The 26,197-nt window shown below is 34.9% G+C and carries 27 protein-coding genes and 1 pseudogene; 4 read left to right on the top strand and 24 right to left on the bottom strand.

Features of this window, described 5'->3' with window-relative positions:
• Positions 1-93 precede the first annotated feature (93 nt).
• The 17 genes and pseudogenes from fdxA to hslO all read right to left on the bottom strand — a co-directional run bounded on the left by fdxA (position 94) and on the right by hslO (position 12,821).
• Positions 94-270, bottom strand: coding sequence for a 4Fe-4S ferredoxin (gene fdxA / locus DYH56_RS09385; protein WP_114642607.1), 177 nt, complete (start codon positions 268-270; stop codon positions 94-96).
• 52 nt (positions 271-322) lie between these two features.
• On the bottom strand, positions 323-886 hold the full coding sequence (locus DYH56_RS09380; RefSeq protein WP_114642606.1) for a hypothetical protein: 564 nt from the start codon (positions 884-886) through the stop codon (positions 323-325).
• 77 nt (positions 887-963) lie between these two features.
• Positions 964-1,422, bottom strand: coding sequence for a hypothetical protein (locus DYH56_RS09375; RefSeq protein WP_114642605.1), 459 nt, complete (start codon positions 1,420-1,422; stop codon positions 964-966).
• The gene (gene mnmA / locus DYH56_RS09370) at positions 1,419-2,486 is read right to left on the bottom strand and encodes a tRNA 2-thiouridine(34) synthase MnmA (protein WP_114642604.1); all 1,068 of its coding nucleotides are present in this window, start codon (positions 2,484-2,486) and stop codon (positions 1,419-1,421) included. The genes DYH56_RS09375 and mnmA overlap by 4 nt, the downstream gene beginning before the upstream one ends.
• Positions 2,487-2,623: 137 nt before the next feature.
• A complete protein-coding gene (locus DYH56_RS09365; RefSeq protein ID WP_158539110.1) occupies positions 2,624-3,508 on the bottom strand; it encodes a potassium channel family protein in 885 nt (294 codons plus the stop codon).
• A gap of 24 nt (positions 3,509-3,532) precedes the next feature.
• Positions 3,533-4,237 carry a biotin--[acetyl-CoA-carboxylase] ligase gene (locus DYH56_RS09360; protein ID WP_114642602.1) on the bottom strand — a complete coding sequence of 235 codons (705 nt, stop codon included), beginning with the start codon at positions 4,235-4,237 and terminating at the stop codon, positions 3,533-3,535.
• Positions 4,238-4,310: 73 nt separating this feature from the next.
• Complete coding sequence (locus tag DYH56_RS09355; protein WP_114642601.1) at positions 4,311-4,715, bottom strand: SRA domain-containing endonuclease; 405 nt, start codon at positions 4,713-4,715, stop codon at positions 4,311-4,313.
• A 60-nt stretch (positions 4,716-4,775) separates the two neighbouring features.
• The gene (locus DYH56_RS09350) at positions 4,776-5,228 is read right to left on the bottom strand and encodes an NADH-quinone oxidoreductase subunit NuoE family protein (RefSeq protein WP_114642600.1); all 453 of its coding nucleotides are present in this window, start codon (positions 5,226-5,228) and stop codon (positions 4,776-4,778) included.
• A gap of 14 nt (positions 5,229-5,242) precedes the next feature.
• On the bottom strand, positions 5,243-6,763 hold the full coding sequence (locus tag DYH56_RS09345) for an RnfABCDGE type electron transport complex subunit D (protein WP_114642599.1): 1,521 nt from the start codon (positions 6,761-6,763) through the stop codon (positions 5,243-5,245).
• On the bottom strand, positions 6,756-8,036 hold the full coding sequence (gene rsxC / locus DYH56_RS09340; protein WP_114642598.1) for an electron transport complex subunit RsxC: 1,281 nt from the start codon (positions 8,034-8,036) through the stop codon (positions 6,756-6,758). Before rsxC ends, DYH56_RS09345 begins: the two co-directional genes overlap by 8 nt.
• A 15-nt stretch (positions 8,037-8,051) precedes the next feature.
• A complete protein-coding gene (locus tag DYH56_RS09335) occupies positions 8,052-8,489 on the bottom strand; it encodes an FMN-binding protein (protein WP_114642597.1) in 438 nt (145 codons plus the stop codon).
• A gap of 14 nt (positions 8,490-8,503) precedes the next feature.
• Positions 8,504-8,968 carry a hypothetical protein gene (locus DYH56_RS09330; protein WP_114642596.1) on the bottom strand — a complete coding sequence of 155 codons (465 nt, stop codon included), beginning with the start codon at positions 8,966-8,968 and terminating at the stop codon, positions 8,504-8,506.
• A gap of 63 nt (positions 8,969-9,031) precedes the next feature.
• Positions 9,032-9,394: a holo-ACP synthase gene (gene acpS, locus DYH56_RS09325; protein WP_114642595.1), complete on the bottom strand. Its 363-nt coding sequence runs from the start codon at positions 9,392-9,394 to the stop codon at positions 9,032-9,034.
• 307 nt (positions 9,395-9,701) lie between these two features.
• The gene (locus DYH56_RS09320; protein WP_202922776.1) at positions 9,702-10,535 is read right to left on the bottom strand and encodes a putative RNA methyltransferase; all 834 of its coding nucleotides are present in this window, start codon (positions 10,533-10,535) and stop codon (positions 9,702-9,704) included.
• A 70-nt stretch (positions 10,536-10,605) separates the two neighbouring features.
• Positions 10,606-10,964: pseudogene (locus tag DYH56_RS16420) on the bottom strand (GxxExxY protein); the annotation flags it as partial.
• Positions 10,965-11,016: 52 nt separating this feature from the next.
• Positions 11,017-11,772 carry a TatD family hydrolase gene (locus DYH56_RS09310; protein WP_114642594.1) on the bottom strand — a complete coding sequence of 252 codons (756 nt, stop codon included), beginning with the start codon at positions 11,770-11,772 and terminating at the stop codon, positions 11,017-11,019.
• Between the two features lie 170 nt (positions 11,773-11,942).
• Positions 11,943-12,821, bottom strand: coding sequence for an Hsp33 family molecular chaperone HslO (hslO, locus tag DYH56_RS09305; RefSeq protein WP_114642593.1), 879 nt, complete (start codon positions 12,819-12,821; stop codon positions 11,943-11,945).
• A 314-nt stretch (positions 12,822-13,135) separates the two neighbouring features.
• On the opposite strand from hslO, the gene DYH56_RS09300 reads away from it, so the two are divergent.
• Together DYH56_RS09300 and DYH56_RS09295 are read left to right on the top strand one after the other, a co-directional pair.
• Positions 13,136-14,308 (top strand): iron-containing alcohol dehydrogenase, encoded by a 1,173-nt coding sequence (locus DYH56_RS09300; protein ID WP_114642592.1) that lies wholly within the window; start codon positions 13,136-13,138, stop codon positions 14,306-14,308.
• A 202-nt stretch (positions 14,309-14,510) separates the two neighbouring features.
• Positions 14,511-15,164, top strand: a complete 654-nt coding sequence (locus DYH56_RS09295; protein WP_114642591.1) for a YczE/YyaS/YitT family protein — start codon at positions 14,511-14,513, stop codon at positions 15,162-15,164.
• Positions 15,165-15,211: 47 nt separating this feature from the next.
• On the opposite strand, the gene DYH56_RS09290 is transcribed toward DYH56_RS09295, so the two are convergent.
• Both DYH56_RS09290 and DYH56_RS09285 read right to left on the bottom strand, forming a co-directional pair.
• Positions 15,212-15,556 (bottom strand): winged helix-turn-helix transcriptional regulator, encoded by a 345-nt coding sequence (locus DYH56_RS09290; RefSeq protein ID WP_114642590.1) that lies wholly within the window; start codon positions 15,554-15,556, stop codon positions 15,212-15,214.
• Positions 15,557-15,576: 20 nt separating this feature from the next.
• Positions 15,577-16,593: a glycosyltransferase family 2 protein gene (locus tag DYH56_RS09285; protein ID WP_158539109.1), complete on the bottom strand. Its 1,017-nt coding sequence runs from the start codon at positions 16,591-16,593 to the stop codon at positions 15,577-15,579.
• Positions 16,594-17,248: 655 nt separating this feature from the next.
• On the opposite strand from DYH56_RS09285, the gene DYH56_RS09280 reads away from it, so the two are divergent.
• The gene (locus DYH56_RS09280; protein ID WP_114642588.1) at positions 17,249-17,845 is read left to right on the top strand and encodes a hypothetical protein; all 597 of its coding nucleotides are present in this window, start codon (positions 17,249-17,251) and stop codon (positions 17,843-17,845) included.
• A 165-nt stretch (positions 17,846-18,010) separates the two neighbouring features.
• Here DYH56_RS09280 and DYH56_RS09275 read toward each other — a convergent pair whose 3' ends face one another.
• From DYH56_RS09275 to DYH56_RS09260, 4 genes are all read right to left on the bottom strand, one after another.
• A complete protein-coding gene (locus DYH56_RS09275; RefSeq protein ID WP_158539108.1) occupies positions 18,011-18,604 on the bottom strand; it encodes a 3'-5' exonuclease in 594 nt (197 codons plus the stop codon).
• Positions 18,605-18,722: 118 nt separating this feature from the next.
• Positions 18,723-19,697, bottom strand: a complete 975-nt coding sequence (locus DYH56_RS09270) for an MBL fold metallo-hydrolase (protein WP_114642586.1) — start codon at positions 19,695-19,697, stop codon at positions 18,723-18,725.
• A gap of 609 nt (positions 19,698-20,306) precedes the next feature.
• Positions 20,307-21,116 (bottom strand): AAC(3) family N-acetyltransferase, encoded by an 810-nt coding sequence (locus DYH56_RS09265; RefSeq protein ID WP_114642585.1) that lies wholly within the window; start codon positions 21,114-21,116, stop codon positions 20,307-20,309.
• Between the two features lie 716 nt (positions 21,117-21,832).
• Positions 21,833-22,912, bottom strand: coding sequence for a mannose-1-phosphate guanylyltransferase (locus DYH56_RS09260; protein ID WP_114642584.1), 1,080 nt, complete (start codon positions 22,910-22,912; stop codon positions 21,833-21,835).
• A gap of 312 nt (positions 22,913-23,224) precedes the next feature.
• On the opposite strand from DYH56_RS09260, the gene DYH56_RS09255 reads away from it, so the two are divergent.
• Positions 23,225-24,844 (top strand): ABC-F family ATP-binding cassette domain-containing protein, encoded by a 1,620-nt coding sequence (locus DYH56_RS09255; protein ID WP_114642583.1) that lies wholly within the window; start codon positions 23,225-23,227, stop codon positions 24,842-24,844.
• Positions 24,845-24,895: 51 nt separating this feature from the next.
• Here the strand turns inward: DYH56_RS09255 and DYH56_RS09250 are convergent, their stop codons facing one another.
• Positions 24,896-26,038: a M20 metallopeptidase family protein gene (locus DYH56_RS09250; protein ID WP_114642582.1), complete on the bottom strand. Its 1,143-nt coding sequence runs from the start codon at positions 26,036-26,038 to the stop codon at positions 24,896-24,898.
• Between the last annotated feature and the right edge of the window lie 159 nt (positions 26,039-26,197).

Below are 26,197 nucleotides of genomic sequence, written 5' to 3'. Positions count from 1 at the left end.
GTTTTTTACTATTATATCATTTTTTTTTAGTTTATTCATCTATAAAAAAAGAGGATTAAAATATTCACCGAATATTTTAATCCTCCAATAAACTTATACTTGATCTATACAAGCTACCGGGCACACTCCTGCACATGCTCCACAGTCGATACACGCATCTTCATCTATCAATCTTTTGCCGTCTTCTACCTCTGAAATACAAGTTACCGGGCATATATCTTCACATGCTCCACATGAAATACACTCATCTTTTTTTATTCTATGCGACATCTTATCTCCTCCTGATTACTTATTATTAATTTTGATATCTTTTGTATAAATTTTATTTCAATTCTTTCCATGTAAATCTAATTCCACCATCAGATTTTACATAATATTCAATATTATTTTTATGGAGAATTTTTAATAGTTCTTCTCTATCTAATTCATACAATTTTTCAACTATTTTTGCTTGATTATTAAATTTAGATACTGTTACACTATTATAATCTTTGAATTTTTCTTCTCCGAGTTCTAATAATTTATTAATTTCTTTTAAATAAGATAAAGTTAAACCTTTGTAATGTAATAATTCATCAAATACTTTTAATTCATTAAGTTCTCTTATTGCTTCATCTATTTTTAGTATATTATACGAAAAATTATAACTCCCAGATTTTTTTATTTCATTAGCTAATTCTTTTTGAGCTGTTGCTCCTACTTTTGTTAAAATTACAATTTTAGACATTCTATCTGCTAATATATCACCTTTTGAATGAGTTCTACTTGAAAAGACATTTAATGAATGTGAAGTATTTTTATTAGTTATTTCAAAAAATATAAAACCAAATATTACTATTAAAATAAACATTATTTGTCTAAAAGTAATTCTAATGCTTTTATCCATCTTTCCTCCTAATCACTTATTAAATGATATAACTATTTTCAGTATACCCTATAAAATTAGGATATTAAAATAATATTTTATTTTACTTCCTTTATATAGATCTTTCCCGACAATTCCTCAATCCTGGTTTTTCTGGTTCCAAAATAATCTTTGTCGGTAGCCTCATAATCTACCTTATATTCTTTTCCGTCTGGGCTTTTCATCTCTAAAGTTATATAGTATCCGTATTTACCGCTTCCAGCAGGTTTTATTTTCTCATCCCATTCTTTTTGATAGTCGACCCCATAGGTCACCGGTAATTTAGAGAGGTTATATGTATATTCATTCAACAGAGTCCCGCTGACATCGGCCGCATATAGGTCATATCCCCATAATTTAAAAGTTATTTCCGAACTGTCCCCTAATTCCAACTCCCCTATACTGTCTATGGTAACCTGAATTATTTGCCCGGTAAAAACCAACCTTTCAGTTCTTTCATCAACTTTACTGCAGCCTATAAAGGTTAAAACCATCAATATCACAAGTATTTTTTTCACCCTATCACTCCTCCCCCTACCAGGTATTTACCGTAATACAGGACCATATGCTGCCCCTTGGCATTCTGCGGATTTTTCTCTTCATATTCAAAATATATCCTGTCTTCCCTTCCAGGTTCGGATATTCTTTTTAACTTTCCCATGGATCCATGACTGGAGAATCTTGGTCTCCCCATGAGTTCTACCTCCAACAATTTATCTATCTCAACCACAAACTTATAATCTATCAGCTCGACCTCCTTCATAAAAAGTTTATCGTAGTCTCCCAAAAGGATCTCGTTTTTAGAAGGTCTTATATCCAGTATAAAATAGGGTCTGGGTTTTTTTAAATTTAAACCCCTTCTCTGCCCGATGGTATAGAGCTGGTATCCATCATGAGTTCCCATTATGTTTCCATCTTCGTCTACAAAGTTGCCCTTTTCTATCTTATCTTTTAATTTCTCCTGCAGGTATTTTTTATACCCCTCTGGGGCAAAACATATCCCCTGGCTGTCTTTCTTATTATGAGTTACCAATCCTATTTTTTTGGCCATCTCCCTGACCTCTGTTTTAGTAAAGTTATACAGGGGAAATTTCATCCTTTTGAGGGTGCTCTCATCCAATCTATACAGCATATAGGTCTGGTCTTTACGTATATCTGCTGCATTCTTCAGGAGATATTTATCCATTTCTGGAGAATATTCCAAATTACAGTAATGTCCTGTGGCTATATATTTTGCTCCCACCGAGTCTGCATAGTCTATCAGACTCTTCATCTTTATCCTCTCATCGCATACTACACAGGGGGAAGGGGTTGTGCCGCTGCTATATCCCTCTAAAAAATTCTTAACTACTATCTTTTCAAAATCTTCCGACACATCTAAAACTATGTGTTTTATTCCTAATGTATCGGCCACTTTTTTAGCTTCTCCTATCTCTCCCTGGGAGTTTTTATCCACCTGCAGAGTTACTGCTGTTACCTCATACCCCTCTTCTTTCAAAATATATGACGTTACTGAGGAGTCCACTCCCCCGCTTAATCCGACGATTACTTTTTCCATTTTTTTCTTCTCCTTTTTTCGCAATATCCTATGTTTACAAAGTATACTAATATCTCAAGATTCTTAGATTATGTAATAATCTCTAGAAGTCTTGGTGATGCCACTGACTGGTAGTATATTGGTGATGCCCTTTACGGGTATTATTTTGTCACAGATTTACATCATTTTTTATCTTTTTCTTCCATATACCTTTCAATATTCCTATCCAAACTATCCTGAAACTCCGTCATTAACGTTCTTTTCAATTCTTCATATTTTTCCGGGGAGATATCCCCATTTATATTCTTTTTCTGTAAATTTTCTTTTTCTATTCTTTCCTGTTCTTCCTTTATATTCAAATTAGAACTAAATACAATCCCCAGGGAAAAACTCAGGAGTAAAACACCCATGACACTCTCTAATATTGTCAATGCCTGGGCAGCCAGAGATATGGGAACTATTTCTCCATAACCTACACTGGTTAAGGTTATAAAACTAAAATACATTCCCCTGAAATATAAGCCTTTTGCTCCCAGACCTTCCAGTATCATACCCCCTAAGGCATTTGGATTATTTTCTATCAGCAATATATACAAAAAACCAAAAATTATTCCCAGTGTTATATAGGTTAAAAAGACTATTCCGATATCATTACTCTTACCTCTCCTCCTGCCGGATAAAATATCCACAAATACATATTTGAATATAAATAACTGAGAGATCAATAAAAATATTAAGTTTAATATTATTATCCATTTCAATGATGTCAAACTATCTCTGGTTAGACCTAACTTCCCCACCATTCCTTCTTCAAAGGCAAAGCTCATCCATATGGGCAGGATTATTAAATAATAGAAGATAAACCCCATAAAGAATATCGGTCTTTTTTTAGCCACTCTGAATTTAAACAAAAAATAGGTTATTGGAATCAAATTCATAAATATAGCCAAACTATAATACATTTTAACTTTCAAGTTTTCATCTATACTTGCATCTATCCTCAGAGTATTTCCCAAAATAATGGAAATAATCAGGAGAATTACTGTATTCATAAGTCCTTTTTTCATTTTTTTCCTCACCATAGTCTCCCTCTATAATTTAATATGGACCTCTCCTACCATAAATTCTTTTATTCCATCCACAGTTTCTACCTCTAATTTACCATTTTTCAGAATTTTTCTTCCTATGCCGGATACCTTATTACCTAAAAACTCTACCTCTATCTCCCTGTTCAGAAGGTGATTTTTTTCATTTATCTCGTATAAAATTTCATTCCACTCTCCCCTGAGATATCTATTCCAATATTTTTTAAATGAATCCATAATTATTTTTATGGTGTTTACGACCTCATACTCATCCTCCGTTACACTTTTTAAAGAGATCCCGTTTTTAGATTCTCCTAAAAATTCTAAATTATTTATATTTATCCCTATTCCTATAATAAAAAAATCTCCTACTTTTTCTACCAGGATCCCGGATAATTTTTTGTCGCATAAATAGATATCGTTGGTCCATTTAAATTTATAGTTTAATTTTACCACAGTTTTCAACCCCTTTAATAAGGCGATACCCGCGATCAGCGGCAGTTTGCTGTATTCTTCCATACTTAGGTTTGGGTCTTCCTTCAAGGCGAAGCTGAACAGTCCTGCTCCTGGAGGAGATACCCAAAGGTTTCCCCTCCTTCCCCGCCCGGAAGTTTGAATGTCTGCTATAACCAGATCCCACTCTTTTTTATCCTTTTTTTCCTTCAGATAGTCATTGGTAGATCCCAGCTTATCAAAGTGAAATATTCTCATCCTTTTCCTCCTAGATTTTAACAAAATCTTAAAAGGACACTATTTATAGTGTCCTTAGTTTTTTTTTTGACCATTACTTTATCTTTAGGGGAAAGATAAAAACATCCCTCTCCTCTTTATTGTCATCTAATTGTCTCTCTATTACGGGACTCGAAACCAGCTCCACCTCTCCCTTGTAGATATATTTTTTATCTTCATATAATTCTAACAGATGAAGGGCAAACCCCTCCCCTTTGGCATTTAAGATAGATTTATTCTGTCTTTTCATCTCCTGATCACCTTTTTTACCCATCCCGGTAAAATAAAGGATATCTCCATCCTTTCTGTGTTTATACGAGCAGTTATTAAATTTAGCCAGCAGAACTATGGTATTAGTTTTCTTACTCTTTCTGACTCCCCCCTGGTTTGAACACAGAAAAGTCTCTGCTATCTCCTTGTTTTCTAAAACTTGATCTATCTTTAAATCTTTTATTAACATCTTATACTCCTTTTATTATCGACAAATTCTTTTATTTATGTCCATTAGTGTAATTCGTGGTTAATTTTTTTCTATTAGTAAATTGCCCAGGATCTCAGGGGTCATCTTATTATAGATCTCACTGCCTATCTTCACATTGGGTCCCTTCCCGCACTGACCGAAACATCTCTGGGTCATCAATCTGTATTTCCCGTCAGGAGTTATTTCATCTACTTCTACCCCTAAAAGCTTTTTAGCTTCCTCCAGTATCTTCCCGCTTCCATTGTTTTTACAAGCTGTATGGGTGCAGACCTTCACCTCTATAATTTGTTTCCCCTCGGTCTTCAGGTGGGGATAGAATTTAATTGTATTCTCAATAGAAAAATCAAATTTATCCATCTTCTCTGCAACAAATTTTATCATATCTTTAGATATACAGCCCTCTGAATTTTGAATGAATTCCAACACTTCCAATTCATTATTTTTATCCTCTAAATTTTCTATAATTTTTTCGATCTCTTCATATATATCCATATTTTCTCCTTTTCTTAATCTGTAGCCCCGCCGGTTCCGTCTATATCTGTGGCTCCTCCGGTTCCATCTGTGTATGTATCGGTAGCCCCTCCACTTCCATCTATGTCGGAATAACCTTTACCAAAGAGTCTTTCATGAGTTTGCAGGATTTTTTTAAAGGTCCTGTGCAGATTTTTAGAGGTATATGTAGCCCCTAAAAAACCATCAACTTCTTTATTGAACTTATAACTGCTGTCCCTTCCTATCCACTGATTCTGCCAGCAGGAAGAAGAGATCTGGTCTCCCAATCTCCACGTTTCCTTTTCATGAGTTATTGTCAGCCCTTTTATCTTATGTTCTGTATCTACAGCCAGATCAAAACCTATCCTTTCTTTTCCGTATCCCTTGGAGTCTCCCACAACATAAGTTCCTATATCCATTTCATCTCTTTTTAAGGGATAATAGATAAATCCATCCTCAATTATTTTGTCCTCAAATTCCACATCACTTCCGAAATATTTTCTTAAATTTGTATAATTTATCCCCTTGGGAATAATCTCTTTATTTTTATAGGTGACTAGATAAAATCCTCCCATTATAAATAAACTGCTGATTAAAATCAATTTTACAAGTTTAAGATAGGGATAGGATTTGGCAAAAACCCTGTTTGGAGTATATCTATTGATTATGGGAACCATTAAATTTGCTCCTAATATCCCCATGGTTATCCCTGTGGGCTGACTGGTAAATTCCGTTATCCCGAAAATAAAGATTCCCATCAATACCAGATAAAAACCATATCCCAGCCTTGTATAGGGGCTGGTAACCGGATCGGTAACTATAAATACCGAAGCAAATAATCCGCCCCCTATGATCATATTTAAAAATGGATTAGGAGACACAAAACTGTTCAATACATATATTGTTCCCAATAAGATTACAGGTCCCTCCCACTTTATGGATTTTTTACAGACCAGATAAACATACCCTAAAAAAACTGCAATTATAGAGCTTTCTCCGATACTTCCCAGCCTGTTTCCCAGGATTAAATTCCTGTAAAATAAAGGTTCTCCCAGGTCACCTATGATTTCAGAGAGCCCCCCATATTTTATAATAGGGTAGAGGGACACCCCGGCAGTTCCATCAAAGTTATTTACCTGATAGAGGTACATGGGAAATACTATCATTAAAAATAACCTTCCCAGGATTGCCGGATTAAATAAATTTTTCCCCAGCCCTCCCAAGATATGTTTACTTGAAATGGCTATAACCCCTCCTATTCCTGCTACATAAAATGGAGTTGTGGACGGCAGAGAGAGGGCCAGGATCAGCCCGGCTATTATCCCGCTGCCATCGTGAGTCCTCTCTTTTTTTATATTTTGCCAAAAAATTTCAGTAAAAAATGAAAATATTACCGTACTTAACAGGATCTTTACCGCTGCTGTTCCATAAAAATAGATACTCACTGCCATACATGGAAGGAGGGCTATCCCCACTTCTCTCATGAGATTTTGAGTTGTGTTCTTTGAACTAATATAAGGAGCTGTCTTAGTCATCTCTATCCCTTCCCTTTTCCAGTCCTAAAAATATAGCCTCCATCAGAGGAACCTGGCTGGGACATATATATTCACAATTGCCGCATTTTATACAGGAAGACAGGGAAAATTCTTTTTCCATCTGATGATACTTCCCTTTTTTTGCCAGCCTGTCATATTCCAAGGGGAGAAGCCCCATGGGGCATACGTCTACACACCTTCCGCACCTTATACAAGGTAATTTAGGAGGAAATTTTTCCTTTCCTAAGGCCAAAATACCGTTCATTCCCTTGGAAGTGACCTCTGTTTCTCCTATCTCTCGGCCCATCATAGGCCCGCAGGCTATGATTTTATCCACTATATCTTCCTTAACTCCTACATAATTTAAAACATCTTTTACCGGAGTTCCTATGGGAATAGATAGGTTTTTAGGGTTTTCTATCCCTTCCCCGGATACTGTGACTATACGTTCGACTATTGGAGTTCCATAGGTTACTCCCCTGTAGATAGCCAAAATAGTACCAACATTTAAAGTGACAGCCTCTATCTCCATGGGAAAAGATTTTATCTCCTTTTTCAATAAAGCTTTTATAAGCTGTTTTTCTGCCCCCTGGGGATATATGGTGGGTAATTTTTGTACCCTGATCCTGGAATATCCTTTGACAGCCTGTTCCATTTTTTCAATGGCCACAACTTTATTTTCCTCTATCCCTATTATCCCTTCTTCCATGTCAAATGTCGTCATAAGAATTTCTATTCCATCTAATATTTCATACGTACTCTCGATCATTACTCTATTATCAGCGTTTAAATAGGGCTCACATTCAACACCATTTATTATGATGGTTTTCAACTTTCCTTCCAGTTTAATATGGGTAGGAAAGGTAGCTCCTCCGAGACCTACTATCCCCAGATCATCCACTAATTCCTGGAGTTTTTCAGGAGTAAAATTTCGAAGACCCTTTCTTTCAAATTCTTCCCCTGAAAAATCATTTTCTATAGTTATCTCTTCTGCTTCCCGTCCCCTTATATTAATTTTTTTTATCTGGGTAATTTTCCCGGAACAGGGAGAGTGAATAAAAGCAGAAAATTTTACCTGAGCCTTTCCTATCTTTTGATATTTTTTTACGTGATCCCCTACCTTGACCATGACAGCAGCAGGGACACCTATATGCTGAAGGGTAGTTACTCTGTAGGTCCCCACCTCCGGCATCTTTTCAATTTTTTTTTCAGAAGTTATTTCTTTCTCTCCAGGGTGGATTCCCCCTCTAAAAAATATAGGTTTAAAAAACATGGCTCCCCCCTAAATCTATAGTTTCATCCTGTACTTTCCTGCCTCTCCAGATTCTGCCTTCTCCACCAAAAATTCCATCATCTTTTTAAATTTTTTACTGGAACTTGTAGCTCCTGCTACAATATCTATCTCCGGCAGATGAAATGCCGTATCCCTGTTCCCCTTCAATACTGCCATAAGGTTTTTAGGTCCTTCCACTGAAAATTCTTTAAAAGTAACTCCTGATTTAGCCAGCATTTTTTTGTTATATTCCGCATCCTCTGTTACTAAATCTCCCTCTTTATTCACCTTATTGGTGGTAATTTCTACTATCTCACCGTCTTCTACTGTGATACTGGCAGTTGATAACCATCCATAATGATATTTTTCTCCCTGAACAGAATAATATCCGTCCACCAATTGTGCCCCTAGGATAGTCGTTCCCATAACCAGGTATAAAATTATTTTCTTCATAGTTCCCCCTGTTTCTATAATTTAATCTTGTATTCCCCTGTTTCTCCAGACTCTGCCTTTTCCACCAAAAATTTCATCATCTTTTTAAATTTTTTACTGGCACTAGTAGCACCTGCCAGAGTATCTATATAAGGTAATTGAAAATCAACATTTTCCATGGATGATCCTCCCGCCCTATTTCTTTCTTCCAATGAGTCCATAAAATCTTTAGGTACTTTTACCGAAAATTCTTTCATATCCGTTCCTGTTACAGCCCGCATTTGTTTGTTATACTTTTTATTCTTACTGACTAACTTTCCTTTTCTATCTATCAGGTCTGCCGTTACCTTTACTATTTCACCATTTTTTACCTTGATACTGGTAATCGATGCATATCCGTCTGCATAATATTCGGCTTCCTGTACTACATAATACCCATCCACCAATTGTGCTCCTAAAATACTTGTTGCCATAATTAGATATAAAATTATTTTCTTCATAGCTTCCTCCTATTTTATCCTTTACCACAATAAAACCATTCCTCAAATCCACCCATTTTCCCCTTACTGCCCCTCTAAAATAGCAGTTGCAGTTGCATACTCCTTGGAATGAGAGATGCTTAAATTTAATCTCCCATTATATCTTTCACTCAGTTTATCCGACAGATAAACTACGGGTTTCCCTAAATCATCATTTAGTATCTCTATGTCCAGCAGACCGAATTCCCTGACACCAGTTCCAAAGGCTTTTGAGATAGCCTCCTTGGCTGCAAATCTCCCTGCATAACTGGGGTATGGATTTTTTTTCTGCGAGATATATTCTATTTCTTTTTTCGTATATACCTTTTCTAAAAAAGTAGAAGTTCTTTCGATAGCTTTTTTTATCCTGGAAATTTCCACTATGTCCGTTCCTAATCCTATAATCACGGCATTCTCCCTTAATTCTGATTATTTTGCCACCAATCTACACAAATCCTCTTCAATTTTATTAGTGATAATTGGTGTCCATTAGTGGCTAAGTTTTTTTTTATAATTTTAATCTGTGCTAATTTGCGTAATCTACAGGAATATTGAGATTGTAATTTCAAACCATCTCTAATCTCAATTTCCCCCATATAAGTTCTTCCTTTTATCACATCGTAAAATTTATTTTTAGTAAAATAAATTTCTAGTACTCGTGAATCGCGGAAGATGTCCCACAGGACAAAAGGAGTTAGATTCACGTTTCAAATTTTTAATTTTTTTCAAAAATATCTATATTTACATCTACTGTTATCTTCAATTCCGATAAATTAAAAAGTCTTTCCACCCCGTCCTTGGGGCTTTTCCACCTGTAGGGAGTCATATCAAATAAACTTTTTATATCTTTGCCATCTTTTAATTCAGTTTCATATCTGACATTTATCAGTTCTTTATGGCTGTATCCCTCCGTTATATCCTGGGTGGGTCTGTAGTAATCCATCTTCAGCTTATCGTAAACCACCTCTTTAATCTCCACCAGATGGTATTCTCCTGTACTGACAGTTATTAACTTCCCGCCTTTTTTCAACACCCTTTTATACTCTGCAGGATCTATATAACTGAACATACAGATCACATAATCCAGTGATTCGCTGGCAATGGGAAGATTTGATCCGCTCGCTACTATCCATTCAATCCCCTTGTAAGTTCTGGCAGCATGGATAATCCCATCTTTGGATATATCTATTCCTACAATATGGGAACCTGGATTTCCCTCCTCCAGACTGTCCCTCAAAAGATTGGTATAATACCCCTCTCCACATCCTATGTCTAAGATATTTATACCGCTTTTACTTCCTATCTCCTTTTTTATACTTTCATTCAAAGTTTCTGATATTTTTTTATAATAACCCTTCTCCAAAAAGTTTTTCCTTGAGACTATCATCTCCTTATCATCCCCGGGATTTTTACTCCTTTTCTCATTGGACATATGCAGGTTTACATACCCCTGTTTTCCCATATCAAAGGTATGATTATTTTTGCACCTGTAACTTTTTTCAATCCTATTTAACTCACCCTGACATACAGGACACTTTAATATACTCATAATTTTTTACTCCTTTTCTCTTCACCACAAATAACACTTATTATACGAATTTTTAGAGTACAATTCTATAATATTCTAATTTAGGATAGTTCCCAAAATTAACTAATATACCTAATTTATATCCTGTAGCCTTTAAATAATTAAATAACTGTGCTTTATGTTCATTCGATATTTTTTTACTGCTTTTAATTCTAAAATTATTTTTTCATAACAAATAATGTCTGGAATATATTTTTGTACAAGCTAATATTCTTTATAATTTATACATAATTCTTTTTTTGCCATGAATGGTATTTTTTCAATATTTAATTCTATTTCTAAACTTTCCTGATAAACTGCCTCCAAAAAACCACTGCCTAATATATTATAGACATTAAAACAAGCTCCTATTATTTTATAACTTTCATCTTTAAAAATTATATCTTTCATAGTTTCACCTCTTTAATTCGTGCTATTAGGTTAATTCGTGGTAAAAATAAATTTATATCCCATAAATTTTTTTGGCATTTTCCGTAGTGACTCTCACTACTTCCTCATAGGAAATTTCCTTTATCTCAGCTATCTTTCTGGCTATATGTTCCACATAGATAGGATGATTTCTCTTCCCTCTGAATGGTGTAGGAGTCAAATATGGAGAATCAGTTTCTATTACCAGCCTGTCCAAAGGTATCTTTGATACAGCTTCTACAAGTTTTCTGGCATTCTTAAAGGTAATCACTCCTCCCACTCCAAAATAATAATTATCCATAATCTCCACTGCACTTTCATAAGAACCCGGATAGCAATGAACTATTCCCTTTATTTCAGGATATTCTTTCAAAATCTCCAGAGTATCATGGGTAGCATCCCTTGTATGGATAACTACGGGTTTATTTACTCTTTTAGCCAGCTCCAGCTGTCTTCTAAATACTGTTTTCTGCTCCTCTTTTTCATCCTTCATCCAATGGTAATCCAGCCCTATCTCACCTATGGCTACTACCTTGGGATGACCGGCTAACTCCTCCAATTGATCTTCTAATTCATCGTTATATCCCTTTATATCTGTGGGATGAACTCCTACCACGGCATACATAAAATCATGTCTATCTGCCAATTCTATAGATCTTTTAGAAGAATCTAAATCATAACCGATATTCACTGCAAATTCTAAATTTCCTTCTATCTCTTTTAAGATATTCTCCCTATCCTCATCATATCTATCACTGTCTATATGACAGTGTGTATCCGCTAATTTCATCTTTACCTCCAAATTCTAAGCTATTTTTTTACCAGAAATCTTTCTTTGCCGCAGATTGCACAGATTTTTAATTATCAATTAATCTAATCTACGCCGAAAAATTATTTATTTTCACTTTAATTTATTATATCATATAAAGAAAAGACTACTAAATTTAGTAGTCTTAAAATCTATCCTAATAATTCATCTTTTGTGAATGAATATTTTTTCCTGCAGAAATGACACTCTACCTCTAATTCAGGTTTTTCTGTAAATATTTCCTCTAACTCTTCCCTTCTTATTGTAATTAACCCCTTGTAAAACTTGTCTTTATTACAATTACACTCATAAGAGATTTTCTTTTCTTCGTAGATATTATAATCTTCAATCAATGCTAAATCATTTTCCGAATCCATATCTTCATAAATTAATTTTGCTATCCTCTTTAAGCTCATACCGCCTGCTAATAATTCAGTCATTGGTCTCATGGCTTTTATCTTAGCTTCCAACTTTGTAATAAAGTTATCGCTGGCATCCGGTAACAATTGAATCATATATCCCCCGGCATTTTTTACCCTCATATCAGGACCTAATGATACTCCTAACACCACTACCGACGGTGTCTGTTCCGATGTATAGTAATAATAAGCTATATCTTCTCCTATTTCACCATTAACCATTTGTGATACTCCTACATAGGGTTCTTTCAACCCCATATCTTTTATCACAGTTAACGTCCCTCTCCCAACTAAATCTCCAACCTTGGGTATTTCCCCATCTTTTAACTCTAAATCAACTTCTGGATTACTCAGGTAACCTTTTACATTCCCCTTGGCATCATTGGTAACTAACATTTGATTTAATAAACCATCTGTATTCGTTCTTATGGTTAATAAGTCATCTCCCTTCAGAGTTGCACCCATCATAACTGATCCTGTCAATAATCTTCCAAAAGCTTTGATTGCAGTAGGACTGCATTTGTGGATATCCAATGCTTCCTGTACTATATCCTTTGTATCAACTATAAAAAATCTTGCATTTTTACTTGAACCTCTTAATAATTTCCCCATTTTTATCTCCTTTTATTAAACCACTATTAAATCATTTTTTTCCTTTTCACAGATGATTTATCAGCCTTCATTTTTAATTTTCTAAAGGTAATTATATCAGATAATATACTTTTTTTCAATCTGACAAACTTTTGCCTTATATTTTGGCTGCTGAAAAATAAATTATTTTTTTTGCCTGTCTAAAGCCTTTTAATCCTTCAATTCCTACCTTTTGGTAACTATACCACTAAAAAGTGCCTTCTTTTTTTTCTAAAAATTTTAATATATACTAATCCCATGTAAAAAATATTAAAGAATTTTAGGAGGAAACAAAAATGCAAAGATTTACAATACCAAGAGATTTATATTTCGGAGAAGAATCACTCTCACATTTAAACACAATTAAAGGAACTAAGGCTTTTATCGTTATAGGATCAGAGAGATTAATTAAAGATGGAACGGTACCCAGAGCTGCCCAATATTTAAAAACAGCCGGGATAGAGAGTGAATTATTCATAGGAGTAGAAAATGACCCTTCGGTAGCTACTGTTATGAAAGGTGTAGAAGCAATGAATAAATTCCAGCCAGATGTAATAATAGGAATAGGTGGAGGATCACCCATAGATGCTGCCAAAGCTATGTGGATCTTCTATGAACACCCGGCATTCACATTTGAAGAAGCTGCAAAACCATTTAACTTACCGGAACTGAGAAATAAGGCTAAATTCATAGCAGTTCCTACAACAAGTGGTACAGCTACAGAAGTAACATCATTTTCTGTAATCACAGACAATGAGACTAATATCAAATATCCAATTGCAGACTACAACATCACTCCGGATGTAGCCATTGTAGATACGAACTTAGTACAGACAATGCCTAAGGAATTAGTTGCCAATACAGGAATGGATGCATTGACTCATGCACTGGAAGCCTATGTTTCAAAGGCAAGAAATCCATTTACAGATGCACTGGCAATGAAATCTATCCAGATGATCTCAGATACTTTAATAAACTCTTATAACGGCGAAGATTGTGCAAGAAAAGATATGCATATTGCACAAAACTTAGCAGGAATGGCATTCTCAAATGCAATCCTTGGAATAGTTCATTCAATGGCTCATAAGACAGGAAAAGTTTTAAATATTGCCCATGGATTAGCCAATGCAATCTACCTTTCATATGCAATTGAGTTCAATTCAAAAGATAAGGTTGGAAAAACACAATATGCCCATGCAGCCAAAACAATAGGACTGGCCGGGAATAACGAAACTGAGTTAGTGGAATCATTGGTAAACTTAGTTAAAGAATTGAGGGAACAAATGAATATGCCCCATTCATTGAAAGAATTCGGGGTAGAAGAAGAGTTCTTCCTGGCAAACTTAGATGAGATTGCAAGAACATCGGTAGCGGATCCATGTACAGGTACAAACCCAAGAGATATCTCTGTAGAAGAGATGAAGGACTTATTCAAAGCTGTTTATTACGGTGAAAAAGTAAATTTCTAAAAATTTTATAGAAAAAGCTGGCTATTCAGCCAGCTTTTTTTCTTTGTTTAACTTAATAAAAACTAAAGTTAAACTACCTTATAACTCCTACAGCAAGATAACTTTGACTGCATAAAATATTTAATTAGGAACAATCTATGAAAAAGGTTATACTAGGAGTAAAAAAATATAAAGCATAGAATTTTAGCAGAGGAGGAAGGTCATGAAAAATGAAATACTCAGATACTTAAAATTATTTTTAGGTTTTTTTGTCTGCTCTTTGGGGGTAGTTATAATCATAAAATCCAACTTAGGATTTTCTCCCTGGGATGTACTCCACCAGGGGATCTCTAAAGTCGGAAATATTACCATGGGCCAGGCCAGTATCCTTATCGGAATTATTGTTATAACACTGGATGTTTTTCTGGGGGAAAAAATAGGCAGCGGAACGGTATTAAACATCTTATTTTTCGGTACCTTTCTGGATCTGATATTATATATGAATATAGTTCCCCTGAGTAAAAGTTTCTACATGGGAATCCCCATGATGTTCATCGGGTTGTTTGTATTCAGTGTGGGGTGTTACCTCTATATCTCCGCCGGTCTCGGCTGTGGTCCTAGAGATGCCCTGATGGTCGCTCTCACTAAAAAGACTAATTTTTCAGTGAGAGGCGTTAGAAATACCATCGAGATATGTGTCTTAGGGATGGGCTATTTTCTCGGCGGATATGCAGGGATGGGCACAGTTATTACAGCTCTTTTCACGGGAAGTATCATACAGTTGGTCTTTAAAATGTTTAATTTCGACGTGAAATCTGTAATTCACCGTGACATAAAAAATGAGACAGTCTTACTAAAAAAATACATCTTTAAGTAGATAAAAAATCAATAAAAAAAGCTCTCAATTATAATTGAGAGCTTTTTTTATCTTAAACTCATATAGTCTTTTCCCCACTTATCCATCTCTTCTAAGATTGGCATAAGTCTTTCTCCTAACTCTGTCAATGAGTATTCCACCATGGGAGGAACTTGCGGGTATACCTTTCTGCTTACCAGCTTATTATTTTCAAGATCTCTCAGCTGCTGAGTCAGCATCTTTTGAGTTATCCCTGGAATACGTCTTTTAAATTCATTGAACCTTATGGTTCCATAGTTCCCCAAATTCCATAAAATAAGTGCTTTCCATTTCCCGCTTATTATTTCAAGAGTTAACTCAATCTCACACTTATAATTACTACAACTTATCTTATTTAGTCTATCTTCCGGCATACTGCACTCCTCTTATTTTTTTACCTTACCATCTGTTTTATCCTGACAGCACTCTTTAACTTCATATACGTAAAGAAACTCTTAGGATTATAGTTAGCAAATTTACTATTCTTATAATCTACATAGGTTCCATTGTATACACAGACGTTAAAATACTGTTCCGCTATCTCTCTATTAAAAATTTCTGACTTATATCTTCCGATAAAATTGTTTGCAGCTATTAATTTATGCAGCCATTTTTCAACACTTCTTTTAGTATACTGAAAGTGTTTTAAAGTAGAAGAGAGAGCTATCTCTGCATGGATATCCAGTTCATCTTCACTATATTCAACCCCTAAATAATCCAGTCCCAGAATATATATTTTTTTCATTACCCTTATCCTGTCACTCATCTTTTTTAGTGCCTGATTGGTCATACTGCTGGAAACTATCCTGTATCTCAATAATTTTTTAGGAATATTTACGATCTTATGATCCTTTGCTATCTCCACCCACAATCCATAATCTTCCGTATCCTTATATTCATCCCTATACCTATAATTATTTTCTAATAACACATTTTTTCTCATTATTACAGCTGGATGCATTATGGGGCTTTCAAAGAGGAGTCTGCACCTGATTTCAGTGTATCTTATAGGAAAATCTGTTGGTTTTTTTATCATAGGTTTATCGGATAAAAATATTACCCCATTGGATCCTGCCACTGCAACATCATCATTACTTTCCATAAAATTTACTTGTGTTTCTATCCTATTTGTTTCTGCTATATCATCGGCATCCATCCTGACAATATATTTCCCACGAGCTATCTCTATCCCTTTATTCAGAGTCTTTATAAGTCCCATATTCTCGGTGTTATGAACTAATTTTATCCTTTCATCTTCATAGGACTCAATTATATTTACACTTGAATCTGTAGACCCGTCATTTATTATCAAAAACTCAAATTCCTCATAAGTTTGATTTAAAATACTATCCATTGCTTCCCTTAAAAATTCACCTGCATTATATACAGGCATTAATACTGTTACCATCATAAGAATCTCCTCCTTTATAAGCATCGATAATTCTTCGTATTTTTCTACAGTTTCATAAGAATTATTTATTAAATTTCATTCAAGGCACGTATCATAACATCTTGTATTTTTTCCCGCCATAATAAAAACTTTATTATTTCAATCCAGCTACCTGCGAGAAACTCCTTTTTTTGACATATTTATCATAATCTACTACAGGTTGTTTATTATCTCGATTTTATCCTCTCTTAATTTTACCCCAGATATTTCCATAGTCAAAGCATTTATCCCTGCAAGTTTATCTGCCATGGGGGGATTAATTGCAGCCATGTCTATAGCATGGAGGAAAACATTACCCTGCTTTCATTCTGAATATTTTTTCAGCCAGTAGGATAGTCAGGTTATTTTAATATATTTACAAAAACTCTCTCAATTCCTCCATTTAAAAATATGGAATAATAAAATAAAATCTATAACCATAGCCTTTCCACTCTGTTCACGGCAATCATAATCGTGATTCAAAATCATATAAAATTTATCATTAATAAAAAAAGGATTTTTTACTTTTCTTTATATATTAATAGTGAATATTTATTTTGTTCAGTTTATGTCGTTTTGTTATATGGTTTACCGCATTAAAATTGTTATCAATTTAACCTATAAAAAGGAGGTCTGTATGTTTAATTTGAACATTAAAAATCTGAAAATGAATGGACTGTTCATCATATTGATGATATTTTCTGTCCCTGCATATGCCAACGATATTGAAGATTCTATGAAGGAGGCGTATAAATATTATAAAGCCGGCGAATATAAATATTCTGTCGAAAGTCTTAACTATGCATCCCAATTGATTCAACAAGAGGTGGCAGAAGGGCTGGAACCTTTTCTTCCGAAACCTTTGAGTGGATGGACTACAGCTTCTCAGACAACGAATGCATCTTTGTTCGGTGGTGCTATTACGACTAAACGTCAATATAATAACAAATCCAGTTCCATTACTGTCCAGATTATCACCGATTCCCAGCTTATACAAAATATGATGGCCATATATAGTAATCCGATGCTTACTACATCTGATGGTGGAAAACTCGAAAGAATTAAACGTGAGAAAGCTATTGTAAAATTCGACCCCTACAGTAAAAAAGGTAAACTCGAAATCATTGTTGCTGATAGATTTTTAGTATTAGTTGAAGGACAGGAAATAACCAAGAAAGAATTAAAAGATTACGCAAGTGCAATCGATTACGAAAAATTAAAATCTTTGCCTTAGGTCCCTCATAATTAAAATCTATCCCTTAACAGGGATAGATTTTTTTTACAATTTAATCTTTTTCTTTTCAATATTTAAACCAGTCCCTCCAACCTTTACCTCTACGACTTCATGATTGTAAATTATTAAGCCCGTTAAAATATTCAATGTATAAACTTCTATTTTTTAAAGTTTAATCTTCTGTTTTTTTATCCTCCTAAGCCCCTGCAGCAGTTTATCCCCTACCTCTTTGGTAGCTTTTATATCGGCCAGACTATTGTGGGCATTACTCAGTTCTACTCCCATGATTTTACATATAGTTTCCAACTTATGATTCTCCAGTTTAGGTACTACATCTGCTATCTCCAATGCCGTATATACACTGAGGGTATCAAATACCTGCTTATAATTAAGAAAACTTCCCAGATAATTATCATTGTTTCTCTTGAAAAACCTGTTCAGTACATCGATATCAAATTTTACATTCTGCCCTGCAATGATAAATTTATCCTCTCTGTCGAATTTATCGATATATTTTGAAAAAATTTCTACTAACTCCTCATAGGCTTTTTTAGGAGGTGGAAAACTATCTAACTGTTCACGACTTATTCCTGTTACTTCCAAGGCCTGTTCCGATATATCTGCTCCCACATGGGGTTTACAGAAGATATCAAACTCCTCCTTTACTTCACCATCTATCTCTATCACTCCAGATATCTGAAACATAGCACTGTTTTCTGTTAATCCAGTTGTTTCCGTATCGTACCACAGTATTTTCATATTTTTGTCTCCTTTTTCAATTTGATCAACTTTCATTTTTGTACTTTACTTATAAATTTTTTTAACATTATTTTTTAAATGCTCAACAATTTATTTCCATTCCCTCAATAAATAAAGATTAAAAATTAGAAAATTCATAGTATTTATTGTCGGAAAGAGAAACTTTTCTTAAATTATAGAGGTAAACTAAATGCGCCATAGCTTCTCCAGTGGCAAACCACCTTTGAACATGGGGAAGATCATCCCAGTTTGAAAATTTAATATCCCACTTCATTTGAGAAGCTACCTCATATGGAGATTGTAAACTTTTTCTGACTAGAATTTCTTTTACCTCTATAAGCCTTTCATGGTGATGATCGATTAATTCATCGATCCTTTGGTGGCAATAATCAAAGAGGTTTCTATGGGAAGGAAAAACCTTGTCTACATTTAATTTTTTGATTTTTCTTAAACTATTTATATAATCTGCCAGAGCATCATTTTCCAGGGACCATACCGATATATTGGGAGTTATTCTCTCTAAAATATGATCTCCGGAAAACAGTAGTCTATGATTTTTTTCATAGAGACACATTATTCCCTGGGTGTGCCCAGGAGTAGATACACACTGAAGAGAATATTCCCCTATCTGGATTATTTCTCCGTCTTCCACATAGGAAAACTCTACATCATGGGTATTGTTGAACTTAAACCCGGGATGTCTGTCAAAATATTCATCCAGGTCTTCCGGAAATCCAAGCTTTTCAGCTCCCGTAAAATTATTTTTCCATCTGTTAAAATCCCGGAGAAGATTTATATCCAGGGCATCTTTTTTGCTGCAGTAAACCTTTCTTCCTTTTTTTATAAAATCCGATACCAAGCCGGAATGGTCGCTGTGAAGATGAGTGATAAAGATATCGGTCCGATCCATGGAGACCCCTATTTTCTCCAGACCTTTGGAAAGAGCAGCCTTACATTCCTGACGATTAAATCCGGTATCTATAAGAAGATTTTTTTTACCCCCTACAATAACATAAGCATTTAAAAATTTTAAAGGACTTTTAGGAAGCGGTACTTCTATCCGCCAAATATTTTTATAAACTTCTTCTACCATTTTTCCCTCCCGTTGGTATACGTACTATACATAAATTTATATTTAATTTTTTATCACCAAAGAACTACACTAATAAATTCTAAGGGTTCCACCCTTAACTGGCTCTATTTCTTTTAGTGAGTAAAAGAAACAGAGGAAAGAAAAGCTCAAACTTTGAAAATTGTTCCTAAGTAAAATATTAATATACGAGCTTTGAAAGCTACAGTCCTCGCTTAACTGCGGAACTTAATTTGTTGAACGCTCTAGTATATATGAAAGTACAAAGTAATATCACTTTCAAAGTTAAAAAAAAACCAAGAGAAAATAATTTTTAAGTGTCTTTATTATTTATAACTCTGAAGTTTGTAGTCGTCCGACTTCACAGTAAATATCTAACGAGTTTCGTCCTACCCACCATGCCCGTCAGGCATCCCAATAAGAAACGGGAATCCCTGGACTAACTCACTAAGGCAATTAGAAACTTCCGGCACTTTTTGGATACTTATTTCTTGCTGTAGAGAAAAAGTATCTCGCTCCTTTAGGAGTGAAATAAGCTTTTATTATGAACACAGTTAAGGATGGAATCCTTAGGTCTTTTTTACAAGCAGTAACTTAGGTTATTCTGTTTCCTTACCTATTTTTTAACAGCCATTCTTTAGAAAAATCCACTGCTTCCCTTAAAGAAAATAACCTGCATTCTGCATTTCCTACAGTTTTTTTTGTTACTTTATGCCTACCTTCAAATGCTTTCCCAAGTTTCGAAAAATCATCTGAATTATATTCATAATCCTCAAACCATTTCCAGGTTCTTTTACCTTTTTCATAAATTGCTGATCCCGTTCTACTTATATTTACTTTATTTCCTATAAGAGTTTCTCCCAGATGAAAGCTGGTGCAGGAATCATAACCCACTCCCAGCAATAAAACCTTGGTTTTATCTAAATTATATAGGGCTCCTAAGGGTGATCCCATTCCAAATTGAGGAGTCAGTGGATGATTTCCTGCAATCTTTTCCTTAAATTTTCCACTGGCACAAAATGACCCTTGGGGATGACTTGACCGTATAACATTAGGAAAAGTCCTAAATAGTTCCGGAATCCCTCCCATTCCCCTTGTAGGAGTGAGATCGGGATCATAAGCCGGCATATTATCATAGATTATTTTATGCCATTTTTCAGGTACAGACGGGTTTCCCCATTCAACAGGATCACTCCAATCTCCACTGTGAGTTGGCATTACCACGCTTCCTTCTTCTCCTACGGCATCTAGCAGAGACATTATTACAGTTTGTGCCCCTCCGCATATCCATCCTAAACTAGAGAGAGAAGAATGAACTAATAATATATCACCTTTTTCTATCCCCAAATTCTTCAAATCTTCAGATATAGATTTTTTTGTGACAGGCATCTCAGTTTTATCTATTATATTTTTTTCACTCATTCTTTATCCCCCTGTTGATGAACTTGTAGTCATAATATTTTTTATATAGATTATTCTTTCTTTTCCCTGCCCCACTTTCTAAATGTTTTCCAACTACACAGAAATCATCCTACTAAGTCGTCATACAAGTTAGGTTCCGCAGTGTAACGAGGACGGTAGCTGGAAAAAGACTAAAATAACCTCTGACTTACTCAAATAAACATTTTTTAGAAAGTGTGAGCTTTTCTTTGGTTCGTTTCTTTTTCTCATAAAAAGAAATGAACCCGTATTAAAGATGGAATCTTTAGAACTTTCTTTTTTTTATATGATATACTCATCTACACTTAATTTTAATAAATCTTTCTGTTACTTTCTCTTGAAAAAAAGTAACCAAAGTTCAAGATTATATAAAAATTATTATTTCATAATCTAAAAAATTATAAAAAATCGAATCGAAGCAATCTTTTTAGTAAGTCGTCGAATATTTTTATAAATTTTATTTTCATATTCCATTTACATAATTTTTATAATATCAATTTAAAACCTTAAACATTTAATATTTTAATAATAAAATTTGTATCATTAGTGAAAATTTGTGGTAAAAACATTCTTCTATACTTTGGTTTCTCCTAATGTTACATTTAAAAAATTCTTTTTTACTATAAGAATTTTCTAATACTCGTAACCCCGTGAAACCGTAAAAGGGAAGAGGTCTCGACCTCCATAAGAAGGAGGAGTTAATTAACCTTCTCCCTCTCCGCTATCTCCTTCAACACCTTCTTTATATCCTGGGCTCTCTCTTTTTTACACACCAGGAGGGCATCTTTAGTTTCTACTACCACCAGGTCTTCCAGTCCTATTGTAGCTACTATTTTTTTCGTCCCTATTATTATATTATTCTTACTCCCGATCTCAATGAGTTCGTTGGCTCTGTTCACAGTCCCGTTTTCATTGTGTTCCAGCACCTCATCCAGGGCAGGGTAGCTTCCCACGTCGTTCCACCCGAAATCCACAGGGATCACTTTGATATTCTTAGCTTTTTCCATAATCCCGAAGTCGATAGATATCTTTTGAAACTTCTCAAATAAAGTTTTAAGCTCCTCTGATTCAGCTTCCCCTTCTAAATTTTTCTCCTTTAATTTCGCTATTGCATTAAAAATTTTCGAATGCTTCGGCATATATTTTTCAAAGGACCCCATAATCATATCGATTCCCATGACAAACATCCCGCTGTTCCAAAGGTAGTTTCCGGCTTCAACATACTCCTCTGCCCTCTCTAGATTTGGTTTTTCCCAAAATCTTATTACCTTACTGGGCTCCCCTATGTACGCCTCTTTTACCTCTATATATCCATACCCCGTTTCGGGTTTATTGGGCTTTATTCCCAATGTGATGATGGAATTTGTTTCCTCCGCTACCTCACCGGCTCCTAATATTCTTTTTCTGAAGTTATCCTCATTTTTTATTATATGATCGGAAGCCAGGACCACCATGGTAATCTTTTCATCCTTTAATTTTTCCTTTATCTTAACTGCTCCGTATCCAATAGCTGCAGCGGTATCCTTGAATGCCGGTTCCACAATTATATTTTCATATGGCAGATCCGGCAGCTCCATCCTGATAGCTTCTGCCTGGACAGCATTTGTCCCTATAAATATTTTATCTGCTGGTATGATTGGCAGTATACGGTCTACTGTCATCCTGATTAAACTTCTATCTTCATCTATTAATTTCAACAACTGTTTAGGTCTTTCCTTAGTTGACAGGGGCCAAAATCTTTCCCCAGATCCTCCTGCCATTATAAATGCTGCTAACATATATCATCACTCCTATTTCTATGGATTTAACTCTAATTTTTAATTTTTTAATTCTTCTACTCAGTTACATAAAACTTTTATAGTTATTTCGCAGAAATATTATTTTCTTAGATTTTTTATTGGTGTTTATTGGTAGCCCAGTTTTCAGCCTTTTGTCGCAAATTACACAAATAGACTTACTACTAATAGTATATACTAAATACTTGAAAAATATGATATAATGTTACGAATAAAAAAATTATTTTTTATAACTGGATACAGATATTTAACCATAATTATCTGTTGAGCTTATAAAATTTTGGAGGTTAACAAATGATATCAACTAGTGGTTTAGGGCTTATGTTCCCTGGAAAAAAATTATTCGATGATGTAAACATCAAGTTTACACCTGGTAACTGTTACGGACTTATTGGAGCTAACGGTGCCGGAAAATCTACATTCTTAAAGATCCTGGCTGGTCAAATCGATGCTAGTGAGGGAGAGGTTATCTTAGGTCATAGAGAAAGATTATCTTTCCTACAACAAGACCATTTCGCTCATGCTGATGAAGTAGCTTTAAATGTAGTAATGATGGGACATAAAGAACTATATGCTATAAGAAAAGAACAAGAGGACCTTTATGCAAAACCTGATGCTACAGATGAAGACTATGCGAGAGCTGGAGATTTAACTGATAGAATAGAGGAATTAGACGGTTGGTCTGCTGAAACTAATGCTGAAAAATTACTTACAGGATTAGGAGTAGATCCTTCAATTCACTATAGAGTGATGAATGAACTTACAGAACCTCAAAGGGTTAAGATCCTTTTAGCACAGGCGTTATTTGGTGAACCAGATGTACTTCTATTAGACGAACCTACAAATGGTCTGGATATCCATGCTATCAACTGGTTGGAGAATTTCCTATTAAACTTTGACGCCACTGTTATCGTAGTATCACATGACAGACATTTCTTAAATAAGGTATGTACTCATATTGCTGATATCGACTACGGTAAAGTTAAGATGTTCGTAGGAAACTATGATTTCTGGTACGAATCAAGTCAGGTTGTATTAGAATTAATGAGAAATAAAAATAAAAAATTAGAGCAAAAAAGAGAAGAATTACAGACCTTCATCGCCAGGTTCAGTGCCAATGCTTCAAAGTCAAACCAGGCAACAGCAAGAAAAAAGATGCTGGACAACTTAAAGTTTGAAGATATGCAGGTTTCAAACAGAAAATATCCATTCATCGAATTCAAATCTGAAAGAGATGCCGGGAACAACATGTTAAAGATTGAAAATGTAACTAAAACTATCGACGGGGTAAAGGTATTAGACAATATCTCATTTACTGTCAACACCGGAGATAAGGTAGTACTCTTAGCTAAAAACGATATCGTTAAAACAACACTTATCAAGATCCTGGCTGGAGAGATAGAACCTGATTCAGGTAGCATCACTTGGGGAGTAACAACTTCTCTAGGTTATATGCCTAGAGATAACTCGGAATACTTTAAAGCAGACAGTGGAACCGACCTTATCGACTGGTTAAGACCATACTCACCTGATCCCCATGAGAGTTTCATCAGAGGATTCTTAGGAAGAATGTTATTTGCCGGTGAAGATTCTCAGAAGAAACCTAGTGTTCTTTCTGGAGGGGAAAAAGTAAGATGTATGTTATCTAAAACAATGATGACAGGAGCTAACGTTTACTTATTCGACAACCCTACAGACCATTTAGATCTTGAATCTATCACTTCACTCAATAAAGCGTTGATCAAATTTAATGGAACTATCATATTTGCTGCTCATGACCATGAGTTCATCCAGACTGTATCCAATAGAATTATCGAGATAACTCCTAACGGAATCGTCGATAAGTTGATGGAATTTGATGAATATATCAAAGACGAAGGTGTAGAAGCCAGACTTGCAGAGATGTATAATTAAAATAAAAAGCTGAGACTCGTCTCAGCTTTTTTTATTTTAATAGTAATTTTTTTAATCCAAGATCCCTAATTTCTTACAGATACCCCTGTATACCCTGAGCCCGTTTTCCAATACTTTCTCGTCAAAATTAAATTTGGAATTATGCAGGGATTCTACATAACCAAGGTCCTCATTTTTGGTTCCCACAAAGAAAAAAAGTCCCCTGCTTACCTCCTGATAAAATCCGAAATCCTCTGCCAGCATCTCCGGATCTATCTCTTGAAATTTCAGCTTTTCTTCCCCTCTGACAACGTCTTCCAGAACATCATAATATTCCCTGTCATTTATGACAGGGGGATATCCTTCGGCCAGATCTATCTCTATTTCTACCCCATAACTGAGTTCCATCCCACGGGCTATATCCCTTATTTTATTTACGATAAAATTAAAGGTCTCTGTAGAAAAAGCCCTGATAGTCCCCTCCATCCGGGTAACTTCCGGAATGATATTCCTTATGGTTCCCCCCTCTATTTTCCCTATGGCTATTATACTGGGATCAAAGGGAGCTATAAATTTTGAGGTAATCAGATTAAACCCTTCCAGCATCTTCCCGGCTGCCTGGATGGAATCCACTCCCAAATGAGGCTGTCCCCCATGACCGCTCTTTCCTCTGATAACTATATTGATCTCGGCTGCCTTGGCCATAAATCCCCCTGCTCTGCAGCCGATTATTCCTTCCTCCAGCTTAGGAAAGAGATGAAGTCCGAAGATCCCCACAACATTATATTTTTCTAAAATTCCACTAGTTACAATATCTTTGGCTCCTCCCGGTCCTTCCTCGGCAGGCTGAAAAATTATTAAGATATTTTTCTTTAATTTTTTCCCCCTTAAATAATCCATAAACCCCAATAGGGTTGCCATATGACCGTCATGCCCGCAGGCATGCATGAGTCCCGTGTGTTTAGACTCATAAGAAACTCCCGTTTCTTCTAAAATAGTTAAAGCATCCATATCCGTCCTGAACCCATAGGTTTCCTTGGAATTTCCATCCAGATAGACATAGATTCCGGTTCCGCAAATTATCTCGGGCTCATACCCCATCTTTTTTATCTCTTGGAGCAGGTAAGTTTGGGTCTTTTTTTCCATATATCCCAATTCCGGGATTTCATGCAAATTTCTCCTGTATTTCTTCATATTTTCTGTTATTTTTTCCACTCTTCCTCCTTAAAAACAAATTATTTATATTATTTTTTAATATTTTACTCTTAAATAAGAGTAAACCTCATTTTTTTGTTATTTAAAAATATATATTATTTATGTTATACATATACTACATGTATTTAAAAATTTAATATATATATAGTATACATAACA

The organism is Psychrilyobacter piezotolerans, assembly GCF_003391055.1.
Lineage (GTDB): Bacteria > Fusobacteriota > Fusobacteriia > Fusobacteriales > Fusobacteriaceae > Psychrilyobacter > Psychrilyobacter piezotolerans.
Note: the sequence above shows the minus strand (reverse complement) of the source record. Positions and strands in the feature narration are given on the sequence as shown.

Coding starts and splice junctions, on each gene's coding strand:
- DYH56_RS09360 (WP_114642602.1), bottom strand. CDS start 4,237: ATGAGAATATTTCACTTTGATAAGCTGGGATCTACCAATGACTATCTG.
- DYH56_RS09285 (WP_158539109.1), bottom strand. CDS start 16,593: ATGATGGTAACAGTATTAATGCCTGTATATAATGCAGGTGAATTTTTA.
- DYH56_RS09255 (WP_114642583.1), top strand. CDS start 23,225: ATGATATCAACTAGTGGTTTAGGGCTTATGTTCCCTGGAAAAAAATTA.
- DYH56_RS09290 (WP_114642590.1), bottom strand. CDS start 15,556: ATGCCGGAAGATAGACTAAATAAGATAAGTTGTAGTAATTATAAGTGT.
- DYH56_RS09365 (WP_158539110.1), bottom strand. CDS start 3,508: ATGAAAAAAGGACTTATGAATACAGTAATTCTCCTGATTATTTCCATT.
- DYH56_RS09310 (WP_114642594.1), bottom strand. CDS start 11,772: ATGAAATTAGCGGATACACACTGTCATATAGACAGTGATAGATATGAT.
- hslO (WP_114642593.1), bottom strand. CDS start 12,821: ATGGGGAAATTATTAAGAGGTTCAAGTAAAAATGCAAGATTTTTTATA.
- DYH56_RS09320 (WP_202922776.1), bottom strand. CDS start 10,535: ATGAGTATATTAAAGTGTCCTGTATGTCAGGGTGAGTTAAATAGGATT.
- DYH56_RS09280 (WP_114642588.1), top strand. CDS start 17,249: ATGTTTAATTTGAACATTAAAAATCTGAAAATGAATGGACTGTTCATC.
- DYH56_RS09355 (WP_114642601.1), bottom strand. CDS start 4,715: ATGTTAATAAAAGATTTAAAGATAGATCAAGTTTTAGAAAACAAGGAG.
- DYH56_RS09335 (WP_114642597.1), bottom strand. CDS start 8,489: ATGAAGAAAATAATTTTATACCTGGTTATGGGAACGACTATCCTAGGG.
- DYH56_RS09270 (WP_114642586.1), bottom strand. CDS start 19,697: ATGGTAGAAGAAGTTTATAAAAATATTTGGCGGATAGAAGTACCGCTT.
- DYH56_RS09260 (WP_114642584.1), bottom strand. CDS start 22,912: ATGTTAGCAGCATTTATAATGGCAGGAGGATCTGGGGAAAGATTTTGG.
- DYH56_RS09350 (WP_114642600.1), bottom strand. CDS start 5,228: ATGGATATATATGAAGAGATCGAAAAAATTATAGAAAATTTAGAGGAT.
- fdxA (WP_114642607.1), bottom strand. CDS start 270: ATGTCGCATAGAATAAAAAAAGATGAGTGTATTTCATGTGGAGCATGT.
- DYH56_RS09345 (WP_114642599.1), bottom strand. CDS start 6,763: ATGACTAAGACAGCTCCTTATATTAGTTCAAAGAACACAACTCAAAAT.
- DYH56_RS09265 (WP_114642585.1), bottom strand. CDS start 21,116: ATGAGTGAAAAAAATATAATAGATAAAACTGAGATGCCTGTCACAAAA.
- DYH56_RS09330 (WP_114642596.1), bottom strand. CDS start 8,968: ATGAAGAAAATAATTTTATATCTAATTATGGCAACAAGTATTTTAGGA.
- DYH56_RS09300 (WP_114642592.1), top strand. CDS start 13,136: ATGCAAAGATTTACAATACCAAGAGATTTATATTTCGGAGAAGAATCA.
- DYH56_RS09295 (WP_114642591.1), top strand. CDS start 14,511: ATGAAAAATGAAATACTCAGATACTTAAAATTATTTTTAGGTTTTTTT.
- DYH56_RS09380 (WP_114642606.1), bottom strand. CDS start 886: ATGGATAAAAGCATTAGAATTACTTTTAGACAAATAATGTTTATTTTA.
- DYH56_RS09275 (WP_158539108.1), bottom strand. CDS start 18,604: ATGAAAATACTGTGGTACGATACGGAAACAACTGGATTAACAGAAAAC.
- rsxC (WP_114642598.1), bottom strand. CDS start 8,036: ATGTTTTTTAAACCTATATTTTTTAGAGGGGGAATCCACCCTGGAGAG.